Source organism: Longilinea arvoryzae, from assembly GCF_001050235.1.
GTDB lineage: Bacteria > Chloroflexota > Anaerolineae > Anaerolineales > Anaerolineaceae > Longilinea > Longilinea arvoryzae.
This window is the reverse complement of sequence record NZ_DF967972.1, coordinates 575,737-599,878: the sequence shown is the minus strand read 5'-3', so window position 1 is coordinate 599,878 and position 24,142 is coordinate 575,737. Positions and strand designations below refer to the sequence as shown.

Here is a 24,142-nt window from a genome sequence, read left to right as displayed (position 1 = left end):
GAAGATTTCATAAAATGAGAAGAAGAAATCCATGATTTCTTTAAGGTGCAAAGTTGGAAAAGAAATCACCATGGAGACATTATGCCCGTCAGGGTACGGAGAATACGGAGAAGATTTTTTAAAGAGGGAAGAGAAAAAATTGGAGGGGCTAGAAATGCTTTATGAGGATTTAACCCAAAAGATCATCGGAGCAGCCATTGAAGTCCACAAACAATTGGGCCCCGGGCTCCTCGAAAGCGTTTACCAGGCCTGCCTCGCTCGCGAGTTGGATTTAAGCGGTATTCATTTCGAGCAACAGAAGGATTTGCCAGTTGAGTATAAAGGCGTAAGATTGGAAAGCGGATTACGGTTGGATTTCATCGTGGAAAACAAGGTGGTCATCGAGATCAAATCCATCGAAGCTCTTCATCCAATTCATGAGGCGCAATTGCTCACTTATCTGAAAATCACAGGATGCAAGGTAGGTCTATTGATCAATTTTAACGTTGCGGTACTTACAAAAGGTATTGTACGAAAGGTCTTATGATAATTTCTTTATCAAATCTTATTCTTCTCCGTGATCTCCGTGTCTCCGTGGTGATAACCTCTTAAACCACCGCCGTGCTAAAGGAATGGTAAATGAACAACGATAACAATCACTTACTCAAACCCGATCGAGCTGTTGGCATCATTGGCTACGGCGCATACGTGCCGCGCTACCGCATCCCGGCCGCCGAAGTCGCCCGGGTGTGGACGGGCAGCACGGGCGGCCTGCCGATCAAAGAAAAAGCCGTCCCCGGATTGGACGAGGACGTCATCACCATGTCGATCGAAGCCGCGCGCAACGCCATCGCCCGCGCGTCCATCGACCCCGCTGAGCTGCGCGCCGTGTGGGTCGGCTCCGAATCGCATCCCTACGCCGTCAAACCCACCGGCACGGTCGTCTCCGAAGCCATCGGCGCCTCCGGCCACGTTCAATCCGCCGATTTCCAGTTTGCCTGCAAGGCCGGCAGCGAGGCGCTGGTCGCCGCGGTCGGGCTGGTCGGCTCGGGCATGGCGAAGTATGCCATGGCCATCGGCATGGACACCGCCCAGGGCCGCCCGGGCGACGCGCTCGAATACACCGCCGGCGCCGGCGGAGCTGCCTATATCGTCGGTCCGGCCGAGGAAGCCGCGGTCAACATCGAAGCTTCCTATTCCTTCGTCAGCGACACGCCCGATTTCTGGCGCCGCCAGTACGCCCACTACCCCGAGCACGGCCAGCGCTTCACCGGCGAACCGGCTTATTTTAAACACATCACCACGGCCGCTGAGACCCTGATGCAGGAACTCGGCGTCACCGCCAACGATTTCGAATACGCTGTCTTTCACCAGCCCAATACCAAATTTCCGCAGCGCGTCGGCAAGATACTCGGCTTCAAGCCCGAACAGATCCAGACCGGCCTGCTGGTTCCGGTCATTGGCAACACCTACGCCGGCTCCTGCCTGATCGGCCTGACCGCCGTGTTGGATGTAGCCAAACCCGGCGATCGCATTCTGCTGGTCTCGTTTGGCTCCGGCGCCGGCTCGGACGCCTTCATGCTGCGCGTCACCGGGCGCATCACCGAACACCGCGACGCCGCCCCCAAGACCGCGGATTACATCAACCGCCGCACGCAGATCGATTATGCAACCTACGCGCGCTATCGCGGCAAACTGATGATGGAATAGGAGGCCGCGATGCGCGAAGTCGTCATTGCCGGGATCGGACAGATCCCTGTGGGTGAACATTGGGAGCTTTCGCTGCGCACCCTGGCCGCGCGCGCCATTTCAGCGGCCCGCAAGGATGCCAACAACCTGCGCCCTGATCAGGGTGCCTTGCGCCCGGACGCGCTCTACATCGGCAACCTGCTGGCCTCCGTCCTGTCGCACCAGGCCAACCTGGGCGCGCTGGTGGCCGGAAACAGCGGGCTGGAAGGCATCGAAGCCTATACCGTCGAAGCCGGCGAGGCTTCCGGCGCAGGCGCCATGCACGCGGGCTACCTGGCGGTGGCCAGCGGCCTGGTCGATACGGCCCTGGTGCTGGGAGTTGAAAAATACACCGACATGGTCGGCCCCGAAACCGAGGCCGCCGTCAGTCAGGTGATGGATACCGACTATGAAGGCATGCAGGGGCTGACCCCTTACGGCCTGGCCGGACTGGTGGCCCGGCGTTATTTCTACGAAACCGGCGCGCCGCGCAGCGCGCTGATGCCCTTTGCCCTGATTGCTCATGAGAACGGCGCCGGCAACCCGAATGCCATGTATCGCAAGGCCATCAAACCGGCCGTGTACGAGTCTGCCGAAGCGCTGGCCGACCCGTTGAACATGTACGACCTGGCGCCTTACGCCGACGGCGCGGCTGCCGTGCTGCTGACCACGCCCGAGAAGTTGAGTGCCGAAGAACGCCAGCGTGCCGTGCGCGTGACCGGTTCGGGTGTCTCGATCGACACGCTGGCGCTGCACGACCGCCCCGAGCCGCTGGCCTTCGAGGCCGTGCGCCGCGCGGTGGACACTGCCTGCCAGCAGGCGGGTGTGCTGCCCGGCGAGATGAACCTGTTCGAGACCTGGGACAGCGCCTCGATTTACGCCCTGATCAGCCTGGAAGCGGTCGGTCTGGCGCCGCGCGGCGAGGGTTGGAAGCCGGCCCAGGCCGGCGAGTTTGGCCTGCACGGGCGCATGCCCATCCTGACCCTGGGCGGCAACAAGGCGCGTGGCTTCCCGATCGGCGCCGCCGGCGTCTATCAGATCGTCGAGGCTGCCATCCAGTTGCGCGGCGAAGCCGGCCCCAACCAGGTCCCCGGCGCCAGGCGCGCCCTGACGCTTGCCCTGGGCGGCCCGGCCTCCACGGCGATTGCCCACGTATTGGAGAGATAAGAGTAGCCACAGAGGACACAGAGATCGCAGAGGAAGAAGATAAGAGGAAAGAGAATAAGACCATGAAGACTACTTTGTCTTCCGAAATCATTTTTTCTTCTCTGAGGACTCTGTGCTCTCTGTGGTTTTCTTCCTCCTCCCCTCTCTTTGATAGCTTTTGAGAGTCCTCTACCGGTATATTGATAGCCCCTGACAGGGTTGGACCCTTATATTGGTTGTGTTATTCTGATCCAAGGAGAATCAATTCATGGAAATTCCGCGCCACTGGCGTTTGCGAAAACAACGGTATGCCCTGGTGGGTGAAGAATGCCCGCACTGCCACGCCAAGCTCTTCCCCCCGCGCGACGTCTGTCCCGAGTGCGGCAAGGAAGCTAAGGAATCCTATGCCTTCAGCGGCAAGGGCACCATCTATTCCTTCACCGTCATGCATGACGCCCCCACCGGCTACGAGACCACCACACCCTACGCGGTTGCGCTGGTCAAGCTCGACGAAGGCCCGGTGGTCACCGCCCAGCTCACCGACCTGGGCGAGCAGTCCGTCGAGATCGGCATGCCGGTCGAGATGGTGACGCGAAAATTGCGCGAGGATGGAAACCAGCGCGGAATGCTGGTGTATGGATATAAATTCCGGCCGGTGCTTGCCGGTCCGCAGTAGACACTGTGCAATAATAGTAAAATAAAACGCCTTTCAATAAATGGAAGGCGCTTTTTGTTGTACTTGTAATTGTGTTTGATGGACTGTAAGGATTCCGCGTCGTTTTCTAGTATTTCGCGAAGCATGGCCTCGAGTTTTTCTTGCTCCCAAGCATTGTCAACACTCGCCCCAGCGCAGGTAGCGCAAACTATCGGCTTTGATCTGCGCATCAACTGGCATGATTGGTACAGCCGTCGCAAAGCAGCACCTGCGTAGCTTGCTTGGTTCCTGCAATTCCCCACAGATGAATTCACCCGAGGCCTATATCCAATTCAAACCTGGATTGATCACCGAAGACGGTCAGGTCATAGTTGAATCGACCGCCATATTCTTTCACGGTTACATGGTGGAATTTTATGGATTTGTCGAATGTATATACACAGCACTGCCCCGCAGAAACGCATAAGCCGATTCACTTGTAATCGCAGCGATTATTGTTGAGCGACTTGCAGCCAACCCATGCGCAGACCGGGTTTTATGGTTGGGATTAAATTCCCGTCAGCCCTTGGAATCTGTGTGCATTCTTTACCTACCATTCTGGCGATGATTAGGCGCTCTCCGGAAACGGAGAGCCTGTTTGGTTTGCGAGGAACAAAAGAATCGCAACGACTTACGAGATGATAATAGGGGAAAATTTTTAAATTGATGGGTTGCCAAGGATTTTCTAAATTACCATCATATAACCCTCCCTAATTGATAATGGAGAAAACGGTGATGGGATGTAGCGTAATTATTTGTTATGTGTGAAGTGAGGTAAAGGGAAGGTTACGCCAATAAACTGTACGGGTATGTAAAATAAAATATCAATATTATCTTTTATATCGTATAATAGAGTTCGTAACCTTATAAGTTGTGATGCGCCTATCTTAACACTGTCTAAAAAAGGAGGAAGAACTTGAGAGAACTAATCGTTGCTGAATTTATCAGCCTGGATGGCGTGATTCAGGCGCCCGGTGGCGTGGATGAAGATACAGAAGGCGGTTTTACGCATGGCGGCTGGACGCAGCCGTACTGGCACGATGATATCGGCACTCACTTCTTTCAGGTATTCTCTCAGGCCGATGCAGTCTTGCTCGGTCGGAAGACATGGCAGATTCACGGCGGCGCGTTCGAACCGGTCAATGGTGATCCATTCGCTGATGCGATGAACAACATTCGCAAGTACGTTGTATCCACCACTTTGAAATCCGCCTCGGCCTGGCGGAACTCTACGCTCATCAGCGATAACGTCGTTGAAACGGTCCGTCAGCTTAAACAAAAGCCCGGCAAGACCATTCTGGTCGATGGGAGCAGCGTGTTGGTCCCGGTGCTGGCCCAGAACGATCTGGTGGATGCTTATTATCTGCACATCTATCCAATCGTGCTGGGTGGCGGCAAGCGGCTTTTCCCGCCAGGAAAGTGCGTCGACCTGACATTGGTGGATGTGTCGCCCCTTCCGACAGGTGTCTTGTACGTGCGGTACCGGCGCAGCGCATCCTGAGACTCCAGTATTGGAGGGCGCTTTTGATTCGCGGTCAGTCTTTGATTCGGACACTTGGGAAAATGCTATAATCATTTTATGGTCGAAACCCTGTCCGACACTCGTCCTGAGGTTGCTGCCTTGCAGCGCAAGCTGCTGCGCCAGGCAGGTGCGGCGCAAAAACTTGCCATGCTGGGTCAGATGAACCAGACCGTCAAAACCCTGGCCTTATCCGGGTTGCGTTCGCGCTATCCGGATGATTCCATTGATATGCTACGCCGCCGTTTGGCGGACTTGATCCTTGGACCAACCCTTGCCGGCCGAGTGTATGGCGCGCCGACCGTGAAGAACTGACATGCTTCCCGAACCCATTCAAGTTACTTTGAAGGTCGTTTCAGTACTACTCAACTAACCCCTGGGCGAGCAGTCCGTCGGGATCAGCATGCCGGTCGAGATAATATTACGTGAATAATGCGAGGACAATAACCAAAGAGTATGCATGTAAATTTATAAGTTGCGGTCGGTGATAACTGGAACGCTAAAAAAATCCATATTCACAAAAATAGATGATAACTTCCAACCAAGCAAAATTCTATGATTTTCACTATCATTCTTAGGCTCATAATTCATGTCTTTTTAATAGGAGGTCTGAATCGTATTGCAAGAAAATCGCGTTGGGGGATACTTGTCCCCCTTTCATTCCTCGTTAGTGGATTTTTGATTTTACTAAATTTCGCAATTCCTGCTATCACTCCTTCAGAATTGATGACCGTGTCCGGAAATCTGGAAAGCACAGGACGAGATAAGAATGGTTGGTTCGTTATTTATCTTAATAATCATACTCTGCAATTTGTTGTACCTGATGATGATGAAAAGTTCTTTTTGGAAGACAAATTTCTTTCTGAAATCCAGGTAGGTGACCCACTCAATTTGTCCATTTTGAAAAGAGTGGAAAATTCTGACGAGGTCTACAGAATTGTTTTTGATATTGAGTCAAAAGGATTTTATTATTTATCGCACGAGCCACTTATAGAGTCGCGACTCCATGAAAGAAATGTAACTATCCCGATTGTGATAGCAATTTCAATTCTCCTTAGTCTGTCATTGGTTCTTGCGTGGCGAATGCCAAATCCAATATCGGATCTGGCGCTTTCTGCGTGTCTTGGAACGTTAATTATGTTAGTGATCGATACTCTTTTTCATAACAATAGTGTTCCCAGTATGCTTCCAATAATCTCCCTTGTTTTTATTTATCCAATCATTTGGGTATTTGAAAATTGGCGTCGTCCATTACAAAGAAAAGATTGGTTATTAAATATGGTCTTCTATATTCTGATGATAGGTTTAGCAGCTTTTTCCTACATAATAACGTTACAGTAAGTGGGATGTGTTCGGCCTGTGCCCCGCAGGGGCATTTTGACTGCACCACTTCGCCTGTGCGAAGACGGCAACCAGCGCGGAATGCTGGTACACGAGAAAAGTCCTCGTAGAGAGTAAGTTTAGACCGGTGATGACTCAATGAAAAAAAATAAATAGCTGAAAAACGCTCTCCTGTTTTGGAGAGCTCTTTTTGTTGTGGGAATATTTGAAATTCGTATAATTACAATGACGGGGTGGTAAAAACGTTTTTCTCGGTCTAATATTCTTCACAGAAATTTTCCAAACCCGGCCACACGAAGGTAATGCAAACCATTAACACGCCCATTGCACAACAAGGGTAGACAATCAAATGAACATCTTTTTAGATACAAACATCTTTCTTTCCTTTTTCCATTTCACGAATGATGATTTGGAAGAGTTGAAGAAGCTAAACGTTTTACTTGGACAGGGAAAGGTTATACTATATCTCCCCGAACAAGTTATCCAAGAATTTTATCGTAACCGTGAAAATAAGATTGCAGATGCGCTTAAACAACTTCGTGAACAAAAATTAGATTTGCGTTTTCCACAATTCATCAAGGAATATGATGAATTTGAGAATCTCCGCCAATTACAACGAGATTATTCGAAAATTCATGCTGAACTAATTCAAAAGGCAATTAATGATATTCAGAAACAAGATTTGAAGGCTGATAGGGTAATTCAGGATTTATTCAATAACGGCATTAAAATTACGGTAAGCGACGCAATAAAAGAATTAGCCCGTACTCGTATGGCAGTAGGTAATCCCCCTGGAAAAAATGGATCTTTGGGTGATGCTCTGAATTGGGAAGCATTACTTCAAAGCATCCCAAATGGCGAGTCGCTGTATTTTATTACCGACGACAAAGATTACGCATCGCCGATTGACTCAAATTTATTCAACGCGTACTTAACAAGGGAATGGCAAGACAAAAAACAATCGGAGGTTGTTTATTACAAAAGTCTTTCAGAGTTTTTCAAAGAATATTTCCCAAAAATCACTTTAGCCAGCGAACTGGAAAAAGATTTGGTTATCCGAGATTTAGCCAATAGTTCGTCATTCGCTGAAACTCACACAATTATTGGCAAATTAGATAAATATTCAGATTTTACAATTGCACAAATAAACGCAATAATTGACGCTACAAACTCAAACAATCAAGTTTATTGGATTATTGACGACCCAGATGTAAAAGAGTTTTTGTCAAAAATCATAAAAGGTAGAGAGTCTCAACTAAAACCAGAAGGTCTAAGCGAGTTGTATTCCAAAATGAAAGACACGCTAAATTTAGCCGAAGAAATTGAAGTGCCTTTCTAAACCAATAGCGGGCTAACAAAACGTGTACCTGACATGTGGGATTCTGCGCGATTTGCAGGTATTTTCCTCGCTTCGAGTTTTTCTGCTCCCCAGCAGAATCCACGCCCGCCCACACGCAGGTAACGCAAGCCGTTAGCCTACCCAGTAATTCCTCTGATCCTAAGGAATCAAGAAATGACTACTTTCGATTGGTCTATAGAAATCCCCTTTGATGAAAGCAATTTCAGAAATCAAATTCCAAGGGAAGCTGGGGTTTATGAGTTATTACAGTCTGAAGAATATCCTCGTTACAAAGGATGTACAAGAGTGTTGAAAATCGGCATGTCAAAAACTGACTTGCTTGAAGAAATACAGAATCACTTTACACGACACACGGTAGCGAATCGACTTTCCAGAATCCGCAATTGTCCCAAGATAAAAGTTTCAGTGAAATTTGCAATAGCTACAACAGAAAATGCTACGGAAATTGAAGGCAACTTGCTGCGGGAGTTCGAAGATGAATATTGGGATTTACCAATTTTGAATTCCCAGCGTGGTTACTCACGCGGGCAGGATAAGCATTACAAGGGGTAGGCATATGAGCTGCGTAACGAAGAAAGCAGTAAGGTGCGGGTAAAATTTCCGGCCGGTGCTTGCCATCTCGCAGTAAACTCTGTCATTTTCGGATATTAAGCGCCATCCTGAAAAATGGAGGGCGCTTCTCGTTTCTATTTCGAGTAAAATCTAATCATAATAACAGCCGAAAATAATTGGCGCATTGGTTTATGGCTTCTATAGCCTGGCGGGAGGTGAAACTGCCGTCATGGGATGGATAAAAAGCAGATGAGTGCCTTATTCCCCGATACCCACCCAAAAATGGAAGCCCTGCAAATTAAACTATGGCGGGCAGCCAGCCCCACTCGGAAAATGCAAATGCTGGCGCAACTCAACCAATCAGCCCGCTTGTTAGCGTTGGCAGGTTTACGATCGCAATATCCCCAGGCCGGCGAGGCTGAACTGCGACGCAGGCTGGCAGGCCTGCTGCTTGGAGAAGAAATCGCGGCCAAGGTTTATGGGAAACTGCCCGATGCAAAATGAACCGATTGAAGTCACAATCCGGGTCACCCAGGTTCTCGAAAAACTGAACATACCATATCTCATTGGCGGTTCACTTGCCAGCGCCCTCTACGGCATGGTGCGCACCACCCAGGATTCAGACATCGTGGCCGAAATGCAGCTTGAGCATCTTCAGCCGTTTATTTCGGCTTTGCAAGATGAATTCTATATGGATGATGAGATGATCGCCGAATCTATCCGGCACCATTCCAGTTTTAATATCATTCATCGCGAGAGCATGTTCAAAGTAGATATTTTCATCCCTCGCCCGCGCCCATTTTTACAATCTCAACTGGCTCGCGCTCAAAAGCAAACCTTCTTCTTTGAATCAGAAGTCAGTGCAAAATTTAGCAGTCCCGAAGATATCATCCTGGCCAAACTCGAAAGGTATCGTCTGAGCGGCGGGGTGTCGGAACATCAATGGCGCGACATTCTCGGCGTCCTGAAAACACGCGCCGGTGAACTTGACCTGGATTATTTGCGAAAATGGGCGAACGAACTCAACGTCAGTGATTTGTTGGAGCGCGCCCTGAAAGAAACGGAATAAGGCAGAACAGAGGAATCGTTCGAAAATCGCCTTTACCTCCCCAGCGCGGGACGAGTCGGATATACGGGTAAAGTCCTCAGTGAGGAAAGTCCTCGCAGAGGAAAGTCCTCGCAGAGGAAAGTCCTCGCAGAGGAAAGTCCTCGTAGAGGAAAGTCCTCGTAGAGGATAAGTCCCGACCGGTGCTTGCCGGTTCTCGGTAAATCTCTACCATTTACGGACAAAGAAGCGCCTTTCTGCTTTACAAGGCGCTTCTTGATTCACACGGTATTTATTTCCTAACCCGGTGAGCTGCGTACCACTTGGGTTCGAGTTTGAGTACTTTCATAAATTAATCAAAGTTGGTTTGGCACCTTTATGTCCAGGTAGTTCCTTCATGGTGCGAATACCTGATCAGCACCTGAGGTTCTGGAGACTATATTACTACCATTCGATAAGCGCGAAACAGTAACGGAAGGTATGTGGTCTAAAATGATCAAGATGAAATTGCCTGAACTGGAGCGGGAGCTTGGCACGCGCCTCCTCAATTTGACCGCGGGGCTGATGCTCTAGTTCCCTTTATTGCCGGTCTACCAACCATTTCAGGAGATTTATTTCGTCTTCATTCTCAAGACAGCACACCTTGGAGAGCGGATTCGGGATTTACAGAGCCTGCCACATAAGCAGGATTGATTCAAAATTTCTCTTTATATCCCGATCAATGCGGCAGCGAAAAACAGCACGATCATCGCAAGGATCATGCCTCCCAGTACAAGTGAGTAATTATTGGGGTGGATTTGACCGTCATGATCCATTTTTCGCACCAACGGGAACATGCGCCAGTAGAAGGTAAGGGTTGCAAGACCCAGCGCCATCAGGCTCCACCGCTGCAAATTCAGGTCAGCGAACGTCACAATCAGCCCCAGCAGAAAAAGAAAGATCAATTTTGCCCCCGCTACCCAATAAACCAGGTAACGCATAAGGTCATGAATCTCCGGGAACTGTTTTGATTTCTCCCAGGCGGAGAAAATTCCAACCGCATTAGCTCTTTTTGACCCTGGGAAGAAATACAATGCCACAACATTTGAAAATTCCAGCAGGATGAAAGCCAAGAGAACGATCTTTAACATCATCTATTTTTTCTCTTTGACTGCTTGATAATCTTTTGATAGGCATGCCAGGCAGTCAGCATGGCAATGGGCACGCCAGCAGGAGCATACGCCCATTGCCCGGCTTTATATACATTCGGGAGTGCGGTAAGAACCGATTTTCCAACATCTGTGAGTTTATAGATGACAGGTGGTTCAGCTTCAAACGACCATCCGGTGATCGCACCTTCGGAGCTACCGGAAATTTTGCTGATTGTCAGCGGAGTGGAGGAAAACCGGAAAAGAATATCTTTTTCGACATCTTTGAATATGGTCGTTGATAAATTACTTAGTATTCGCTTTTCCAGTCTTTCCTTGAATTCATCGTACCAGCCAGCGCTTTCAACATTTTTGATCACCTGGTAGTCAAAAAGGCAGCTAACCATCACCCCGGTTTGCCCTTCAGGTGCCAGCGAACTATCCCTCAGAATTGGGATGGATATTTCGTAAGTAGTCAGGTCGCAATAGCTTTCAAGCCACTTGATCACTTCACTTTTTGACACCTTGTCAAAATTCTTGATGAGATTCACCCGCTGCGACCTGTTTATCTCTCCCAGCCCTTGCCTTGAGGGAGTGAAGAACAAGTGCTCTCCGCCGTGTTCTTTGAAATATGAAGGCGGGCGGTTGACGCCGAGATACAGGATGAAGACGGATTCTGCCCCTTTTGAAGATAGAATGTTCTGCTTCTCCGATTCAAAGCTGCGCGTGATTTGGGCATTCAACCCGACCGGATCCAGGCTGCGGTAAAGCGTCTTCAGATCCGCCGCCCAGATTAAATGATCGTAGTGGTATTCAGTACCTTCCGCATCAACGATCTTCGATTCCGATGGAATGACCCGGTTGACCCGTTTGTTCAGTTTGATTTGACCACCCCATTCACCTACTTTCTCCGTCAGCTTCTCCTTCAGGGTGCCGGTTCCCCCCCTTGGGTAAAAATAATCCAGATATACATAGAAGTACCCCAGGGCAAAATAGGTGGGAGTATTTCTAAAGAAGTGCTGGGTGAGGACGTCAATCAGTGATTGATTCCCGGTAAATTTATGCAGAAAATCTTCCACCGGCATTTTGAACTGGTTGAATTTTCGTAAAGCCTGTAGGAATTTAAACGTCCATGGCAGTAGTTTTTTTACAACATATTCCTTGTTACTGAATTGATCACCAAAATAGGGGTTGTCAAACTCATATATGACTCTGGTGTACTCAGATAATTCATTCACCACTTTGAGGATATTCTTTATATCTTCTCTGTCATCCGGATAAAGACTCATCAAAATGCGCTGGTATTCTTCCAGGTCACTGATCGAGTTTACCCGGAAAAGCTGGTCTTCGATGCCAATCGAAATTTTATTTTCATAATATTCCCACCTAATTTCCAATTCTTTTAAGATCGGTTTCACGATACCCGAATTCACCAAAGCTCTTGGGCCGGAATCGAAATAGAAACCATTATTATTCATTGTATACAGCAGGCCCCCGCTTCTGTCATTCTTCTCCAGCAACAGCACATTGAACCCGGCTTTCGCCAGGTAGGCCGCTGCAGTCAGCCCTGCCACCCCTGCACCTACAATAATGATCTTTTCATCATTTTTTCTCATGAAATCCACCCAACTCTAAACTTACCTCCCATAATTTTTCAGCGGCCTCCATATCCAGCGCTGGAGGTGCGGGTTTCTCTTCGGTTGTCAGGTTGAAAAATTTTCCAGAGGCCATTACTACTTCATTAGAAACACCCAGGTAATAAAGTGCTTCAGCGGCAAAATCCACTGGCCGTGAATTGCGATCCAAGAGCAGTTTTTTTAAATACCTATAAATTTTTCCGTTGTTTTGTCCACTGTTGGTTTTCACGTTGCCGGGATGCATGGCATTGATCGTGACCCCACTCCCTCTAAAGAACTCATTAAGTTTTAACATGGAAAGTAATTGTGCTAGTTTGGCAGATCCATAACTTATTATCCCTGAATAGCGATATTTATTCCATGAGAGATCATCCAAATGTAGACCGAACGCAGCGAACCGATAGGCTTCAGAATTGACAAATAAGATCCTTCCGCTTGCCTGATTCCTAAATTTTTCTTTAAGGGAATAATTCAAAATGAAAGTGCTCAGGTAATTGATTTGGAAAGTTGCCTCCAGGTGGTCTGCAGTAAGAATCCGGGTGGTGTTGTAAATACCCGCATTGTGGATCAGGACATCAATGTTCCTGCCCAGGTTTGATAATTTTGCTACCGCCGAATATATATCCGACAACCTCATAAAATCAGCCAGGATATAGCTGCAATTTATGTTGTATTCGTTCTTTAGTGCTTCACAGAGCACTCTCGTTTTTGGCTCATTTCGGTTGATGAATAATAGGTCTGCTCTGTGTGTGGCATATTTTTTTGCAGTTGCCCAACCAATTCCGGAACTGGCACCTGTTATCACCACCAGGCGTTGGTTGAAATCATCTGAGCAGATCCGGGGTTCGGATCTTAAATTTCGTAACATGGCAAAGATATTCGACCATTTATACTCTGCAAGATACCGGTTCAACATGTCTTCAGCACTTTACTCTATTCGAATTCGTGTTGATTTGTAAAATCAATTTATTATATCAAAATACACTCAATTCAAGGTTTTCCGATTCTATCTCCTGTCCTGGCTAGAAAGTGGATATAATTCGTTTTTCTGGGTCAATACCTAAAGAGTGAAGAACAATTTTGTAACTTAACCCATCCCTGGCCAAAAACTCTATCTTATTCAAAATGGTTGATCTACCTTTTCCATTTGTGAAAACCACATGATTTCTCGCAGATTGTACGGAAAACTCAAACAGAACAGCAGGAAAAAATTGCATTGGAACGATTGCTCCATAGATGGTTGTCATTAAATTTCTTTTGAAGGAAATCCAGTAAGTGTAAACAAGTTTAGAATCAACATGAACCTCCTGTAAACGAACCGGCTTATTAGCTCAAATCGACTCAAAACCCGCCCCGAGTTCACAAATCGATAGACAACAATCTTTTCTTCCATACCGCGGACCGAGACGTATGTACGGGTATAAAATTAGTCCGGTGGTGACTCATTAATTTTTTGGATAGAGAATACGAAGCGCGCTCTGCGAAGCACACAACGTGCTGAAATGGAGGGCGCTTTTTTTTATCGGGGGATTATTTTCGGGAGTAGAATGAACGGGCGAGGGATAATTTTTCTTCTACCTGACGCAAGCCGTCCGGCCGTGACCGAGTCTATTCACCCGTAAGGAGTTTTTCTACAATGGACATACCCCGGATATTCAACATCACTGAGAGTGCTCACCGCATCCACGACCCGATCACACCCGAAAAGCTCGCCACGCTCGGTGCGGCGCTGCGTCTGGAATCGGGGGCCCGAGTGCTCGACCTCGGCAGCGGTTCGGGGGAGATGCTGTGCACCTGGGCACGCGATCACGGCATCACCGGCATCGGCATCGACATGAGCCCGTTGTTCACCGAACAGGCGCAACTTCGGGCTGAAGAACTCGGCGTCGCCGATCAAGTCAAGTTCATCCATGACGATGCTGCTGGCTTTGTCTCTGACGAGAAGGTCAGTGTGGCAGCCTGTGTCGGCGCCACCTGGATCGGTGGGGGAGTCGCTGGCACGATCGAGCTTCTGGCGCGGAGCCTGCGCCCCGGAGGGATCCTCCTCATCGGCGAGCCCTACTGGCGGCAGTTTCCGCCGACGGAAGAGGTTGCCAAGGGGTGTCTTGCCAACTCAATCTCCGACTTTCTCATGCTTCCAGAACTTCTCGCGTCTTTTCGCCGCCTTGGCTACGATGTTGTTGAAATGATTTTGGCTAACCAGGACGACTGGGACCGATACGAGGCGGCCAAATGGCTCACCATGCGTCGATGGCTTGAAGCCAATCCCGACGACGAGTTCGCGAAAGAGGTTCGTGCCGAATTGACCTCGGAACCCGGGCGTTACGCCGCTTACACGCGTGAATACCTGGGCTGGGGTGTGTTTGCTCTGATGCAGCGCTGACGCGTTGGCGCATCCGTTTGGTCTGGTTATCCGTGCAATCAACTGAAAGACCTGTCTCAGACAGACCGCACCGCTTTGACTGCACCCGTTTAGGCGCAAACTGCGCGATGACGGCAACCAGCGCGGCATGCTGGTGTATGGGTACCCCCCTAAAGGCGCCCGAAGGGACATAAGTTCCGGCCGGTTTTGAGCCGGTAAGAATCAAGGTAGAATGATGAAGCGCCTTTCAACATTGGAGGGCGTTATTGATTTGCGTGAATACTAGGGTTCTGTATAATTGAAGTTCGGGACGTTATATTTGTTAACAGTGATTACTGAATTCAAAATGAAGTTTACTCCCAAGCAGAATCCATGCCCACTACAACGCCAGTGACGCAAACCGTTGGGCGATACATTTCAACCATGGAGGTACAAAATGGTGGATTCCAGTATATATTTCGATGAGGATGAATCTATCCAGAGCCAAATCAAAACAGAAGTGGAAAATCTGAAGAAGATGGCCTTTGCCTTCGGCCCTGCGAGCTTAAGGGATGGTACTTGGTTTAATGAATTTGTGCATGCTATGCTGTCATCATATGCTGAGAAAATTATCAAGGCAGGTGGTGTAGAGTATTTTCGGAAAAAATATCCTGGCCTGACACAGGATGCCATTGCAGAAAACCTTTGTACACTGGCTACGCGTTACGCAGCCATCGCTGGTGGGGTAACCGGTATAACAGCTTCAACAGGGGTATTGGGTGGTTTGACTATACCGGTAATTATTGCTTCCATTGGTGGCGAGATTTTGTATACCACGCGTTTGCAGGTACGACTTATTTACGATCTAGCTACAGTCTATGGAGACCCAATTGACGTAAATGACCCAGAACAACTTTATCGAGCATTTATGTTGGCTTACGGTATTTCTGCTGCTTCTATGAATATGGGTAATGTAGCCGCAGCTGCGGGGCCGGAAGTAGTACGAGCACAGACTTATCGCTTCATTACAGGTAGAACGCATATTATTCAAGAAGCTGCCAAAAAAATATTGGGCCCGCGTATCGGGAATATGATTACTCGGAAGGCGATTTTGAAAGTTGTAGTACCAGTAGCAGGAGTAGCTATCTCTTCTGGTTGGAACTATGTTTCTACAAAGAACATAGCTGACGCTGGGCGGCAGGAATTTAAATTAGAAGCCCGGGCGCGACAGGCAGCCGTTGATCTTTGTAATGAAGCTGAATTGAAATCCGAAGATCTGCCTATGATTGTGCAGGCCGTACAAGCAGTAATTAACATCGACGGTAGTATTGATCCACGTGAATTGAAGGTATACCAGGCGATTGTTAAGTGCCTGAATGTTCCTGATGAAGCTCTGCAAGAAATTGAAGCCCGCGTAGAGATTAATGCTGAAACCGTCGAGAAACAGTTGCGTGCCATAAAGCGCGGTAAATTGCGCAAGGCTTTGGCTGAACTTCTTAAATTGGCCACTGCCGCCAGTGGCACAATTGCTCCGGCCGAGCTCGACCTGCTCAATCGTTTTTTGCCAGCTTTGGATGCGAAGTTGGATCTGGATGAACTTCAAGCTCAGGCATCTCGCTTTACACGGAAAGAGCAAAAGGGCTTGAGAGAACAGGCGAGTATATTAGGCCACAAAGTTGGTGGGCTTTTTGGCAAGAAAGCGTCACAAGTATCCTCTGAACCAGAGCCAGTATCTAGTGGTGTAGCTGCAATTTCAACGATAGGGGTTTCTCTTGGCCAGGCAGAACTTTTAGAGCGGTTAAATCTCCTTCATGTTGAAGGCTTGTTAACGGATGATGAACTAGAGATCAAAAAGCAAGAATTATCGGCGCGATTTACGGTTTCTACTCTACCAACATCAACTGCTGACGATATATCCCTTGCCTTAATCAATCTACAGACGCTTATTAACTTGATGAAGGTTGATGGAGTTACAGACAAGGCCGAGATCGAATTTCTGAAAGAACTTACGTCTGCCGTGAAGTTTAATGCTGAACAGACATCAGACCTTAAAAGTCGTCTAGGGGCAAAAAAATTGGTAGGAATTGATTTTTCACCATATCAAAATCATCCTGATGAAGCACTTAATCTTATATTGGATATGGTGAGCATGTCCAAGAAAGATGGCAAGGTTCAGCCCGCAGAGAAAATGTACATCAAGAAGGTTGCCGAACATCTGAGTTTGTCAAAGAATGAGGTGGAAGAACTCTTGGATGATCAATGAACTGCCTAACAACTGTTTGCGCACCGACACGACACGGTGCTTCGCGCCTTGAGAAATTGCGAGTGGTGCAAACCGGTTTTCGGTCGCATAATTGGCTTCAGTTTGAAAACGTGCCACCCGAGTGAAGCTGACTGTAGAAAATCACTGTTACTTCTCCAACGCGGACCGAGTCGAATGTACCGTATAAGTTCTGGCCTGTTTTGAACCGGTAAGGATCAAAATCAAAAGATGAAGTGCCCTCCTGAATTGGAGGGCGATTTTTTTTACCCTTCTGCGGCTCGTTCCACCCTTACGGATTTTTTCTTATTTTCTCGCGTTCCTGTTCCCATAATTGTGCAAATCGTTCAAAGACGTCCGCGATGACTTCCAAATCTTCCTGCGAAAACTGGGCCATTAACGCCTCCTGTGCCTTCCGCGCCGATTCGAACCACGAGGCGGCTTTTTCAGCGCTCGATTTCTCGGGAACGATGAGTGTCCCGCGGCGATCCTCCGGATTCGGCCGGCGTTCAATCAAGCCGGCCTTTTCGAGCCGGTCCAGCATGGCGGTCGTCGCGCCTGAGGTGAGGCCTGTATGCCGGGCAAGTTCAGATGGCGTGGAAACACCCTTGGCGAATAACAGCCGGAGACATTCCATATCGGTCGCGTTGAGGCCCACCCACTCGTTCATCGCGCTGCGAAACAGCGTCAATTGCACGCCGTAATCCCTGACCGCGTTCAAAGCCCGCCTTTTCAAATCAATGTTCATGGAATTCGTCATAAATGCCTCTTGACATTATATTTATTATGAAGTATCTTTATTATATAACTAAATTCCTGCAGATGCAAGCGCAGTTTCCAGGGTTTCGCTCAGGCAAAGGCAGGAACATCAACCCGGTTTAGTGGTAGGAGGATTTTATGAGCACAAATACTGAAACGCAAAAATCGGCCCGGACGTCCCAGGGCTTCACGGACGATGAAAAAGCCGCGATGAGGGAACGCGCCAAAGAGCTGAAGGCCGAAGCGCGCATCAGCAAGAACAAGGCTGAAGGTGAGAATGCCGCCCTCGCGGCGATCGCCGCGATGCAGGAACCGGATCGAAGTATGGCGGCACGCCTGCATGAGATCATCAAAGCCAACGCGCCGTCTCTCTCGGCGAAAACCTGGTATGGCATGCCCGCCTACGCTGACAACGACGGCAATGTCATCTGCTTCTTCCAAAGCGCGGAGAAATTCAAGGCGCGGTACGCGACGCTCGGTTTCAATGACAGGGCGAAGCTCGACGAGGGTGACATGTGGCCAACCGCCTTCGCGCTGAAGGGGTTGACCGCCGTCGAAGAGGCAAGGATCGTGGCGCTGGTGAAGAAAGCGGTGAGCTGAAAACCGATCACAGCGCGGGTGAAAATTCCCCGCGAAATCACAAGAGCCGCAGCACTGTTTCATGAAAAGCGGTGAGCACAGTTTTCAGCCTTGGATGTAAAAAGCGTTCTCCCGACCGGGAGAACGCTTTTTTGATTCCTGCCCAGAAACGGAGGTCCATTCGGCGGGCTGCGCACCGCCGCCGTCGCGTTCCCGCAAAAGATGGGCCTTGCTCATTGTGATATAGTAATAGCAATTGAGACATCTATTACCGGTTTTGAATAAGACTCCTGGATCTTCATCCAGGCATTGGAGGAACCCAGCCATGCGAAAAGTGATTGTGCTTGAACATCTCTCCCTGGACGGTGTCATCCAGGCCCCCGGCGCTCCGGACGAAGATTCCAGCGGCGGCTTCGCGTACGGCGGATGGACAGCGCCCTTTTTGGACGAAAGTCTTGGAACAGCCCTGGAAAGGCAGATGAACCTGCCGTTCGACCTGTTGCTGGGGCGCACCACCTTTGACATCTGGGAGTCGTACTGGCCATACCATGCGGACGCGTGGCCCGGCGTCAAAACGGCCACCAAGTACGTCGCCTCGAACACCCGGACTTCCAGCGCATGGCAGCCGTCCGTGTTTTTGGACGGAGATATTGCGGAAAAAATCGCCAAAATCAAGCAGCAACCCGGGCCGGATTTGAACGTCTGGGGAAGCGGCAATCTCATCCAGACGCTTCTCAAGCATGATTTGATCGATGCGTTCTGGTTGATGATCTACCCGGTGACGTTGGGCGCCGGTAAGCGCTTGTTTGCCGGGGGTACGATCCCGGCAGCGTTCAAAGTGACGGAAGGCATTGTCGCCCCGAATGGCGTCATTGTCGTGAATTACGAGCGCGCCGGCGCAGTCATAACCGGGCGGGTAGGATCATAAAACTGGGTCAGACCATGGAAGTACGGAAAGGAGAGCACGATGAACAGCCAACAGGCGGTACCTGAGACGAAAGGGATTACGGTGAAGTTACTGGAAACGGTTGACCTTGGCCCTGAGATCGAGGGCATGGCCGGGCGCCAGCTTCGCATGCGCCTGGTGACCTTCGAGCCCGGCGCCGTCTTCGGCCCGCTTCACGACCATAAAGACCGCCCCGGCATCGTCTATATCCTGCAGGGAACCATCACCGACCATCGCAATGGCGGCGCCACGGACTATGGGCCGGGGTTGGGCTGGCCCGAGGATCGCAATACCCTGCACTGGCTCGAGAACCGGGGAACGATTCCGGCGGTGGAAATCTCGGTCGATATCGTCAGGCAACCGTGAGTTGGAGCCCGGCAATTCATTACCCATGACCCCGCTTGACGAACAGCCGGCCGAGGTTTGGCGCTGGATTTCTACTCTCACCATTGCCTTGCGGATCGCGTCAACAGAATATCCGGTTCGTGCATCCTTCCGAAAGCCAGCCCCAACAGTCTGACTGACCCGTTCTTCTGGTTCAGCGATCCAGAAAATGGGTCAGGCTATCGTAGATGTGGAGCGCAGCTTCGTGCTCCGTCTTGATCGCATTTGCGCGTACTTTTCTGCGCGCCTCCTTGTTAAGAAGATGCGCGAGCTCAACCAGCGCCTCCTGAAAGACAGAAAGGGGCTCCTGTGAAATCTCTGCCGGATCGACCTCACCCTGGCGCCATTTTTCGAGCGCGTCGATGCGAAGCAGTGCCCGGTGACGGCTGGCCTCATTGGGTTCACCAGGGACCGGAAGCGTTAACGGTGTGTCGCTGCGGGGAATGCTTCGAGAGAGATTCTTCTCGAATGTGTTCGCTGCCCTGTCTCTGGCCGTTAGATTTTCGGGAAGATTGAACAGGGTTTTGACTGTGGCCGGAAGCGAGGAATGCTCATAGATGGTTGAATCAACCTGACCTTTTTCCACAAAGGGTGAAACAAGTATGGCCGGGACACGTACCCCCAGGCGAGTGAAATCAAAGGGAGGTTTTTTAGCCTTTTTTCCATCCGGACTCGGCACCGGGCCAGGCGGTGGAACCCGATCGAAAAAGCCTCCATGTTCGTCATAGAGCACCACCAGCAGGCTCTTCTCCCAAAACTGGCTGTTGCGCAGGGTGTCGTAAACCTCGGCAATAAGGTATTCGCCCAGTCTTACATCGTGCGGCGGGTGTTCGTCATTCGCTTTCCACTCATGAAAGCTGATGTAGCGGGGTTCGATGAAGGTATAGGCAGCCAGGTCCCCCTTCTCCAGGTCGGTGTAGTATGTATCGAATCGCTTGAAGTGGTCCAGCGTCTTCCAGTGATGCTCCAGGATGATACTCTGGGGAATGTCGCCATAGTAAATGTTCCATGACAACCCATTTTCGCTCAGCGTGTCATAAATGGTTTTCATCCTGTACTTGTGCTTTACAGTGTCCACAATCATTCCGTCAGAAGTTGCCGCATGCACGTAGAAGCGATTCAGCCACGTCGGACCTGGGACCGCAGAGAACCAGCGATCACAGACACAGAATTCGCGCGCGAGGGTGGTCAACGCCGGGATCTTACCCGGGTCAAAGCACTCCATGATCTTTCTGCCAACCTCGACATCGCCCTTTGCCTTTTCCATGTAGGAGGCGACGAAGCCATTCATTGGCGCCGGGTTTACAATCTGCCCTGTTTGGCCAAACAACTGCTTCTCGACACTGATAAAGTCATGAAGAGGGTCGACTGCGGTGATGTAACCGGATGTGTTGCTCACAGTGATTCGTTCAGAGGCGGAATTGGATGGATCGACCCAATTGAATTCATCACCTGCCAGCCCATGGCCGTTCGGCAGATAGCCCAACAGATGATCGTAGGAACGGTTCTCAAGCATGAGAACAATTACATGTTCGATGGGAGAACGCCTGTCGGTGTCCATCACAATATCCTCCTTGCCCTGACACTTAACTACGAACCCTTGTTCTGGCGAGTTCTATGAACGGATTCCTTCAACTGCCTGATAATAATGATTATACAGATCATTATTCTCCTGCGATGATTGTCTTTTCACCACCTGATTACGAAGGCTGGGTGGATGTGCGAACCTTTTCCCGGGTGGATGACCAATTTCGACTCATTCCGATTGCGGAAATTCCCCCGGGCGACTATGTAAAAGACAGAAAGTTAAATCGGTATTTACGTTCTATAATTATTTACAACCTTACTCGATGATTTAAGGGAGGGTTTCCTATGGCATTATCCCGTCACGTTGAACATCATTTCAAAGGTTCCGAACGCGTAAGAGATATCATCATCGGAATGTCGGATGGGTTGACTGTACCTTTCGCCCTCGCAGCCGGACTCTCCGGTGTAGCCAATGCAACATCCAAGATCATCATCACCGGCGGACTGGCTGAGATGGCTGCCGGCGCGATTTCGATGGGCCTGGGAGGCTACCTGGCTGCGCGGAGTGACGCCGAACACTACCAGGCTGAACGCGCTACCGAACAAAAAGAAGTCGATACAATCCCGGACGTTGAAGTGGCAGAAGTGGAGCAAGTATTTCAATCCTATGGCCTTGATAAAAAGCAAAGCAATACGATCGCCAAAGAATTGAGCCTCCATCCGCAAAAATGGATCGATTTCATGATGAGATTCGAGCTGGGTCTCGAAAAACCGGATCCGAAACGGGCTTTTTCAAGCGCCATAACGATCGGACTATCCTATATCATAGGCGGGTTGGTTCCGTTGACTCCATATATACTGATCCACACACCGGGTAGCGCCCTCATTTTCTCAGTCGTTTTCACCCTCATTGCCTTATTGATCTTTGGTTATGTGAAAGGTCGTTTTTCGGGTACCCATCCCTTCCTGAGCGCTATTCAGACAGCAATACTGGGTGGCATCGCAGCAGCCGCAGCCTTTGGTCTGGCGAAATTGATTTCTTAAAAAGAAAGGATGGCGCTCTCCTGATCATGGGTCCAGAACAGGCAGTCTCTTTCATCGGGCAATGCAGCGCCTTCCGGAGATGGAGGGCGCTTTCGATTGCAGAGAGGAAGGGAAGCGGTATAATCTTTTGGGCGCCGGGTACCGAATTTTGCCCTCCGCTCACACCGGACGATTCTTGAATGTGCGGGATTTTCTTCACTTTTCGGTGTGCTTGCTTCAATCCAATCAAAGAGAAATGGTTTCAAAGAGTTCCGTAATTTTGAGTCTCGCCAGGGCCTGGCAGCAAAGGTATGATGGAAATCATTAAACTGGATCCCCGACAAAAGAAAAGAGCAACGGAAGTTGTTACAGCGGCTTTTTTCGATTACCCGATGTTCACTTTTTATTTTCCTGACCCTAAAAAACGAATCCGTCTCCTGCCATGGTACCTCGGAAACGTGCTGAATTGTGCACTGCGTTACGGAGAAGTGTATACAACCCCTGAGATTTCAGGCGTGATTTTTACCCTGCCTCCCGGCCATACCAAGATTTCCCAGAGCGAGTATATTCAAAATGGCTTTTTACTCACACCGTTGCTTTTAGGATTTCGGGATTATGTGCGGTCACAGGAATGTGAAAAGTTCGTTGCGGATACGCACGAAAAGATCATGGGAGATCGCCCCCATTATTACCTGTGGGGATTAACAGTTGACCCCAGCCAGAAACGGAAGGGGGTCGGAACCGCCCTGCTAAAGCCGGTCATCGAAAAGGCCGATGTAGAAAAAAAGCCAATTTATCTGGAAACCCACGACGAAAAAAACGTTGCCTATTATCAACGGATGGGCTTTTCTCTGGTTCACACAACCCGGTTCCCAAAATTCGATCTTGCGATTTGGTGTATGGTGCGGGAGCCAGACTAAAGGTTCGTCAGAGGTATATCCTGTTGAAAATGACCGAAACCGTCCTCTCAAACGGTCACTCTTATCTTCCCGGTGCGGACCGGGTCGGATGTATGGGGAAAGTCCTCGCAGAGGATCCGTCCCGACCGGTTCTGAGCCGGTAAAACCAAAGCTCGAATGATGAAGCGCCTTCCAGAAATGGAGGGCGCTACGGATTTGACGAGATTGAGAACCGTGCCGCTTGGTGGGATGAGCAAATTTGAAGAGGTAATTGAACTGAGCGGGTATTGAATACTAATCTTTAAAATCCTGATATATAATTTATTTAATTGATAATGCTTGAAGGAGTTAGGTTATCAATTGTTCTAGTTATATGTGACACCACAAAAAACTAATACTATAAGGGCTAAGTAAATATTATGACAAATCTAAACAATCTATCAGGAAAATATCTCAACGAATTATGGAACGTTGGCGCAAAACATGCCTTATATCGCGAGGACGGAAAGTGGTATCACCAGTTAAGAAATTTTCCAGGTGCGCTATTCGACGCCAATGGCTATGTTATTTTTGAAACCGAGAAAGATTATTTAGAATCACCTTTTTTACAAATTCGGCAAGATCTGCATGTAATAAATGGTATTTCAGCAATGCCAGGCTATATTCGAATCACGGAAAGTCCGAAAGGTGCGTTCGATTTTTGAACGCACTGATTTCCAAATCATTCTATTCTCGCCTATGTTCAAAAATCGCCGACCATGTGGGGAAAACGCCAATTATTTCACGGTATTAACTTGCCCACGCATTGCTATGCAGCCAGACGGTGTGCAATTGGCTGTGATCAAGCTTTCACTGCTTCATGCGCACGGGATATTATGAGAAGAATTGGGTAAGGGCGAGCGAGTGTTGAGGGTGGAGGGATGGGAGAGTGATGGCGGAAAGTTGGAGAGGTGCGTCGGTGAGCGGCGTGTTCAAAAAACGAACACACCCTATTTGTTGCCTGAAATGGATTACGCTTTCGATTTGGCAGGATAGGGGATTGTGCTGCGTCATGGATACCAATAAACAGCTTTCCGGGTTTTGAGTGGTTTGACAGCTCCGGTGAGCTTGGTGTGTAATTTCTGATATATAATTTTAGTGGAGGTTTGATCATGCTTGAATGGCTTGGAAAGCCAAGCGTTTTTCCACCATATAGTTCCTAAGGAGATTAGTGAATCGGTCTACTCGTCACCAATCATTGTACTGTGTAATTAATAGCTAGACGTCTGTAGTAATTTAGCGCTGCATGTTAATTCT

General features: G+C 49.2%; 24 protein-coding genes. 19 read left to right on the top strand and 5 right to left on the bottom strand.

Annotated elements, in window-relative coordinates; genetic code table 11:
* The first annotated feature begins 31 nt into the window (after nucleotides 1-31).
* The 11 genes from LARV_RS02770 to LARV_RS02720 all read left to right on the top strand — a co-directional run bounded on the left by LARV_RS02770 (nucleotide 32) and on the right by LARV_RS02720 (nucleotide 9,388).
* Nucleotides 32-526, top strand: coding sequence for a GxxExxY protein (locus LARV_RS02770; RefSeq protein WP_236709912.1), 495 nt, complete (start codon nucleotides 32-34; stop codon nucleotides 524-526).
* Between the two features lie 92 nt (nucleotides 527-618).
* Nucleotides 619-1,689, top strand: coding sequence for a hydroxymethylglutaryl-CoA synthase (locus tag LARV_RS02765; protein WP_075072208.1), 1,071 nt, complete (start codon nucleotides 619-621; stop codon nucleotides 1,687-1,689).
* Between the two features lie 9 nt (nucleotides 1,690-1,698).
* The gene (locus LARV_RS02760; RefSeq protein WP_075072207.1) at nucleotides 1,699-2,874 is read left to right on the top strand and encodes a thiolase C-terminal domain-containing protein; all 1,176 of its coding nucleotides are present in this window, start codon (nucleotides 1,699-1,701) and stop codon (nucleotides 2,872-2,874) included.
* A gap of 247 nt (nucleotides 2,875-3,121) precedes the next feature.
* Nucleotides 3,122-3,529 (top strand): Zn-ribbon domain-containing OB-fold protein, encoded by a 408-nt coding sequence (locus LARV_RS02755; RefSeq protein ID WP_075072206.1) that lies wholly within the window; start codon nucleotides 3,122-3,124, stop codon nucleotides 3,527-3,529.
* Between the two features lie 934 nt (nucleotides 3,530-4,463).
* Nucleotides 4,464-5,048 carry a dihydrofolate reductase family protein gene (locus LARV_RS02750; RefSeq protein ID WP_075072205.1) on the top strand — a complete coding sequence of 195 codons (585 nt, stop codon included), beginning with the start codon at nucleotides 4,464-4,466 and terminating at the stop codon, nucleotides 5,046-5,048.
* Between the two features lie 78 nt (nucleotides 5,049-5,126).
* Entirely contained in the window at nucleotides 5,127-5,381 is a 255-nt protein-coding gene (locus LARV_RS02745) for a hypothetical protein (RefSeq protein ID WP_075072204.1), read from the top strand.
* 240 nt (nucleotides 5,382-5,621) lie between these two features.
* Nucleotides 5,622-6,407 carry a hypothetical protein gene (locus LARV_RS02740; protein ID WP_075072203.1) on the top strand — a complete coding sequence of 262 codons (786 nt, stop codon included), beginning with the start codon at nucleotides 5,622-5,624 and terminating at the stop codon, nucleotides 6,405-6,407.
* A 349-nt stretch (nucleotides 6,408-6,756) separates the two neighbouring features.
* Nucleotides 6,757-7,746, top strand: a complete 990-nt coding sequence (locus LARV_RS02735) for a PIN domain-containing protein (RefSeq protein ID WP_075072202.1) — start codon at nucleotides 6,757-6,759, stop codon at nucleotides 7,744-7,746.
* Nucleotides 7,747-7,920: 174 nt separating this feature from the next.
* A complete protein-coding gene (locus LARV_RS02730) occupies nucleotides 7,921-8,319 on the top strand; it encodes a hypothetical protein (RefSeq protein WP_075072201.1) in 399 nt (132 codons plus the stop codon).
* A 249-nt stretch (nucleotides 8,320-8,568) separates the two neighbouring features.
* On the top strand, nucleotides 8,569-8,823 hold the full coding sequence (locus LARV_RS02725) for a hypothetical protein (protein ID WP_152031669.1): 255 nt from the start codon (nucleotides 8,569-8,571) through the stop codon (nucleotides 8,821-8,823).
* Nucleotides 8,813-9,388, top strand: a complete 576-nt coding sequence (locus LARV_RS02720; protein WP_075072199.1) for a hypothetical protein — start codon at nucleotides 8,813-8,815, stop codon at nucleotides 9,386-9,388. Before LARV_RS02725 ends, LARV_RS02720 begins: the two co-directional genes overlap by 11 nt.
* Nucleotides 9,389-10,071: 683 nt before the next feature.
* On the opposite strand, the gene LARV_RS02715 is transcribed toward LARV_RS02720, so the two are convergent.
* The 3 genes from LARV_RS02715 to LARV_RS02705 are packed head-to-tail and all read right to left on the bottom strand — an operon-like array spanning nucleotide 10,072 to nucleotide 12,996.
* On the bottom strand, nucleotides 10,072-10,497 hold the full coding sequence (locus LARV_RS02715; protein WP_075072198.1) for a hypothetical protein: 426 nt from the start codon (nucleotides 10,495-10,497) through the stop codon (nucleotides 10,072-10,074).
* Nucleotides 10,494-12,107 (bottom strand): phytoene desaturase family protein, encoded by a 1,614-nt coding sequence (locus LARV_RS02710; RefSeq protein ID WP_075072197.1) that lies wholly within the window; start codon nucleotides 12,105-12,107, stop codon nucleotides 10,494-10,496. The genes LARV_RS02715 and LARV_RS02710 overlap by 4 nt, the downstream gene beginning before the upstream one ends.
* Nucleotides 12,094-12,996, bottom strand: coding sequence for an SDR family NAD(P)-dependent oxidoreductase (locus LARV_RS02705; RefSeq protein ID WP_236709911.1), 903 nt, complete (start codon nucleotides 12,994-12,996; stop codon nucleotides 12,094-12,096). Before LARV_RS02705 ends, LARV_RS02710 begins: the two co-directional genes overlap by 14 nt.
* 768 nt (nucleotides 12,997-13,764) lie before the next feature.
* Here LARV_RS02705 and LARV_RS02700 point away from each other — a divergent pair.
* Both LARV_RS02700 and LARV_RS02695 read left to right on the top strand, forming a co-directional pair.
* Entirely contained in the window at nucleotides 13,765-14,511 is a 747-nt protein-coding gene (locus LARV_RS02700; protein WP_075072195.1) for an SAM-dependent methyltransferase, read from the top strand.
* A gap of 415 nt (nucleotides 14,512-14,926) precedes the next feature.
* Nucleotides 14,927-16,732, top strand: a complete 1,806-nt coding sequence (locus LARV_RS02695; protein WP_075072194.1) for a TerB family tellurite resistance protein — start codon at nucleotides 14,927-14,929, stop codon at nucleotides 16,730-16,732.
* Nucleotides 16,733-17,021: 289 nt separating this feature from the next.
* On the opposite strand, the gene LARV_RS02690 is transcribed toward LARV_RS02695, so the two are convergent.
* On the bottom strand, nucleotides 17,022-17,489 hold the full coding sequence (locus tag LARV_RS02690) for a MarR family winged helix-turn-helix transcriptional regulator (RefSeq protein WP_075072193.1): 468 nt from the start codon (nucleotides 17,487-17,489) through the stop codon (nucleotides 17,022-17,024).
* Between the two features lie 137 nt (nucleotides 17,490-17,626).
* On the opposite strand from LARV_RS02690, the gene LARV_RS02685 reads away from it, so the two are divergent.
* The 3 genes from LARV_RS02685 to LARV_RS02670 all read left to right on the top strand — a co-directional run bounded on the left by LARV_RS02685 (nucleotide 17,627) and on the right by LARV_RS02670 (nucleotide 19,379).
* The gene (locus LARV_RS02685) at nucleotides 17,627-18,088 is read left to right on the top strand and encodes an iron chaperone (RefSeq protein ID WP_075072192.1); all 462 of its coding nucleotides are present in this window, start codon (nucleotides 17,627-17,629) and stop codon (nucleotides 18,086-18,088) included.
* Between the two features lie 304 nt (nucleotides 18,089-18,392).
* Nucleotides 18,393-18,995, top strand: a complete 603-nt coding sequence (locus LARV_RS02675) for a dihydrofolate reductase family protein (RefSeq protein ID WP_075072190.1) — start codon at nucleotides 18,393-18,395, stop codon at nucleotides 18,993-18,995.
* A 39-nt stretch (nucleotides 18,996-19,034) separates the two neighbouring features.
* Entirely contained in the window at nucleotides 19,035-19,379 is a 345-nt protein-coding gene (locus LARV_RS02670) for a cupin domain-containing protein (RefSeq protein WP_075072189.1), read from the top strand.
* A gap of 172 nt (nucleotides 19,380-19,551) precedes the next feature.
* On the opposite strand, the gene LARV_RS02665 is transcribed toward LARV_RS02670, so the two are convergent.
* Nucleotides 19,552-20,958, bottom strand: coding sequence for an alkaline phosphatase family protein (locus tag LARV_RS02665; RefSeq protein WP_075072188.1), 1,407 nt, complete (start codon nucleotides 20,956-20,958; stop codon nucleotides 19,552-19,554).
* 311 nt (nucleotides 20,959-21,269) lie between these two features.
* On the opposite strand from LARV_RS02665, the gene LARV_RS02660 reads away from it, so the two are divergent.
* The 3 genes from LARV_RS02660 (at nucleotide 21,270) to LARV_RS20025 (ending at nucleotide 23,550) form a co-directional block, all read left to right on the top strand.
* Nucleotides 21,270-21,968, top strand: coding sequence for a VIT1/CCC1 transporter family protein (locus LARV_RS02660; RefSeq protein WP_075072187.1), 699 nt, complete (start codon nucleotides 21,270-21,272; stop codon nucleotides 21,966-21,968).
* Nucleotides 21,969-22,258: 290 nt separating this feature from the next.
* Entirely contained in the window at nucleotides 22,259-22,867 is a 609-nt protein-coding gene (locus LARV_RS02655) for a GNAT family N-acetyltransferase (RefSeq protein ID WP_075072186.1), read from the top strand.
* A gap of 398 nt (nucleotides 22,868-23,265) precedes the next feature.
* A complete protein-coding gene (locus LARV_RS20025) occupies nucleotides 23,266-23,550 on the top strand; it encodes a hypothetical protein (protein ID WP_152031666.1) in 285 nt (94 codons plus the stop codon).
* Nucleotides 23,551-24,142: the final 592 nt, after the last annotated feature.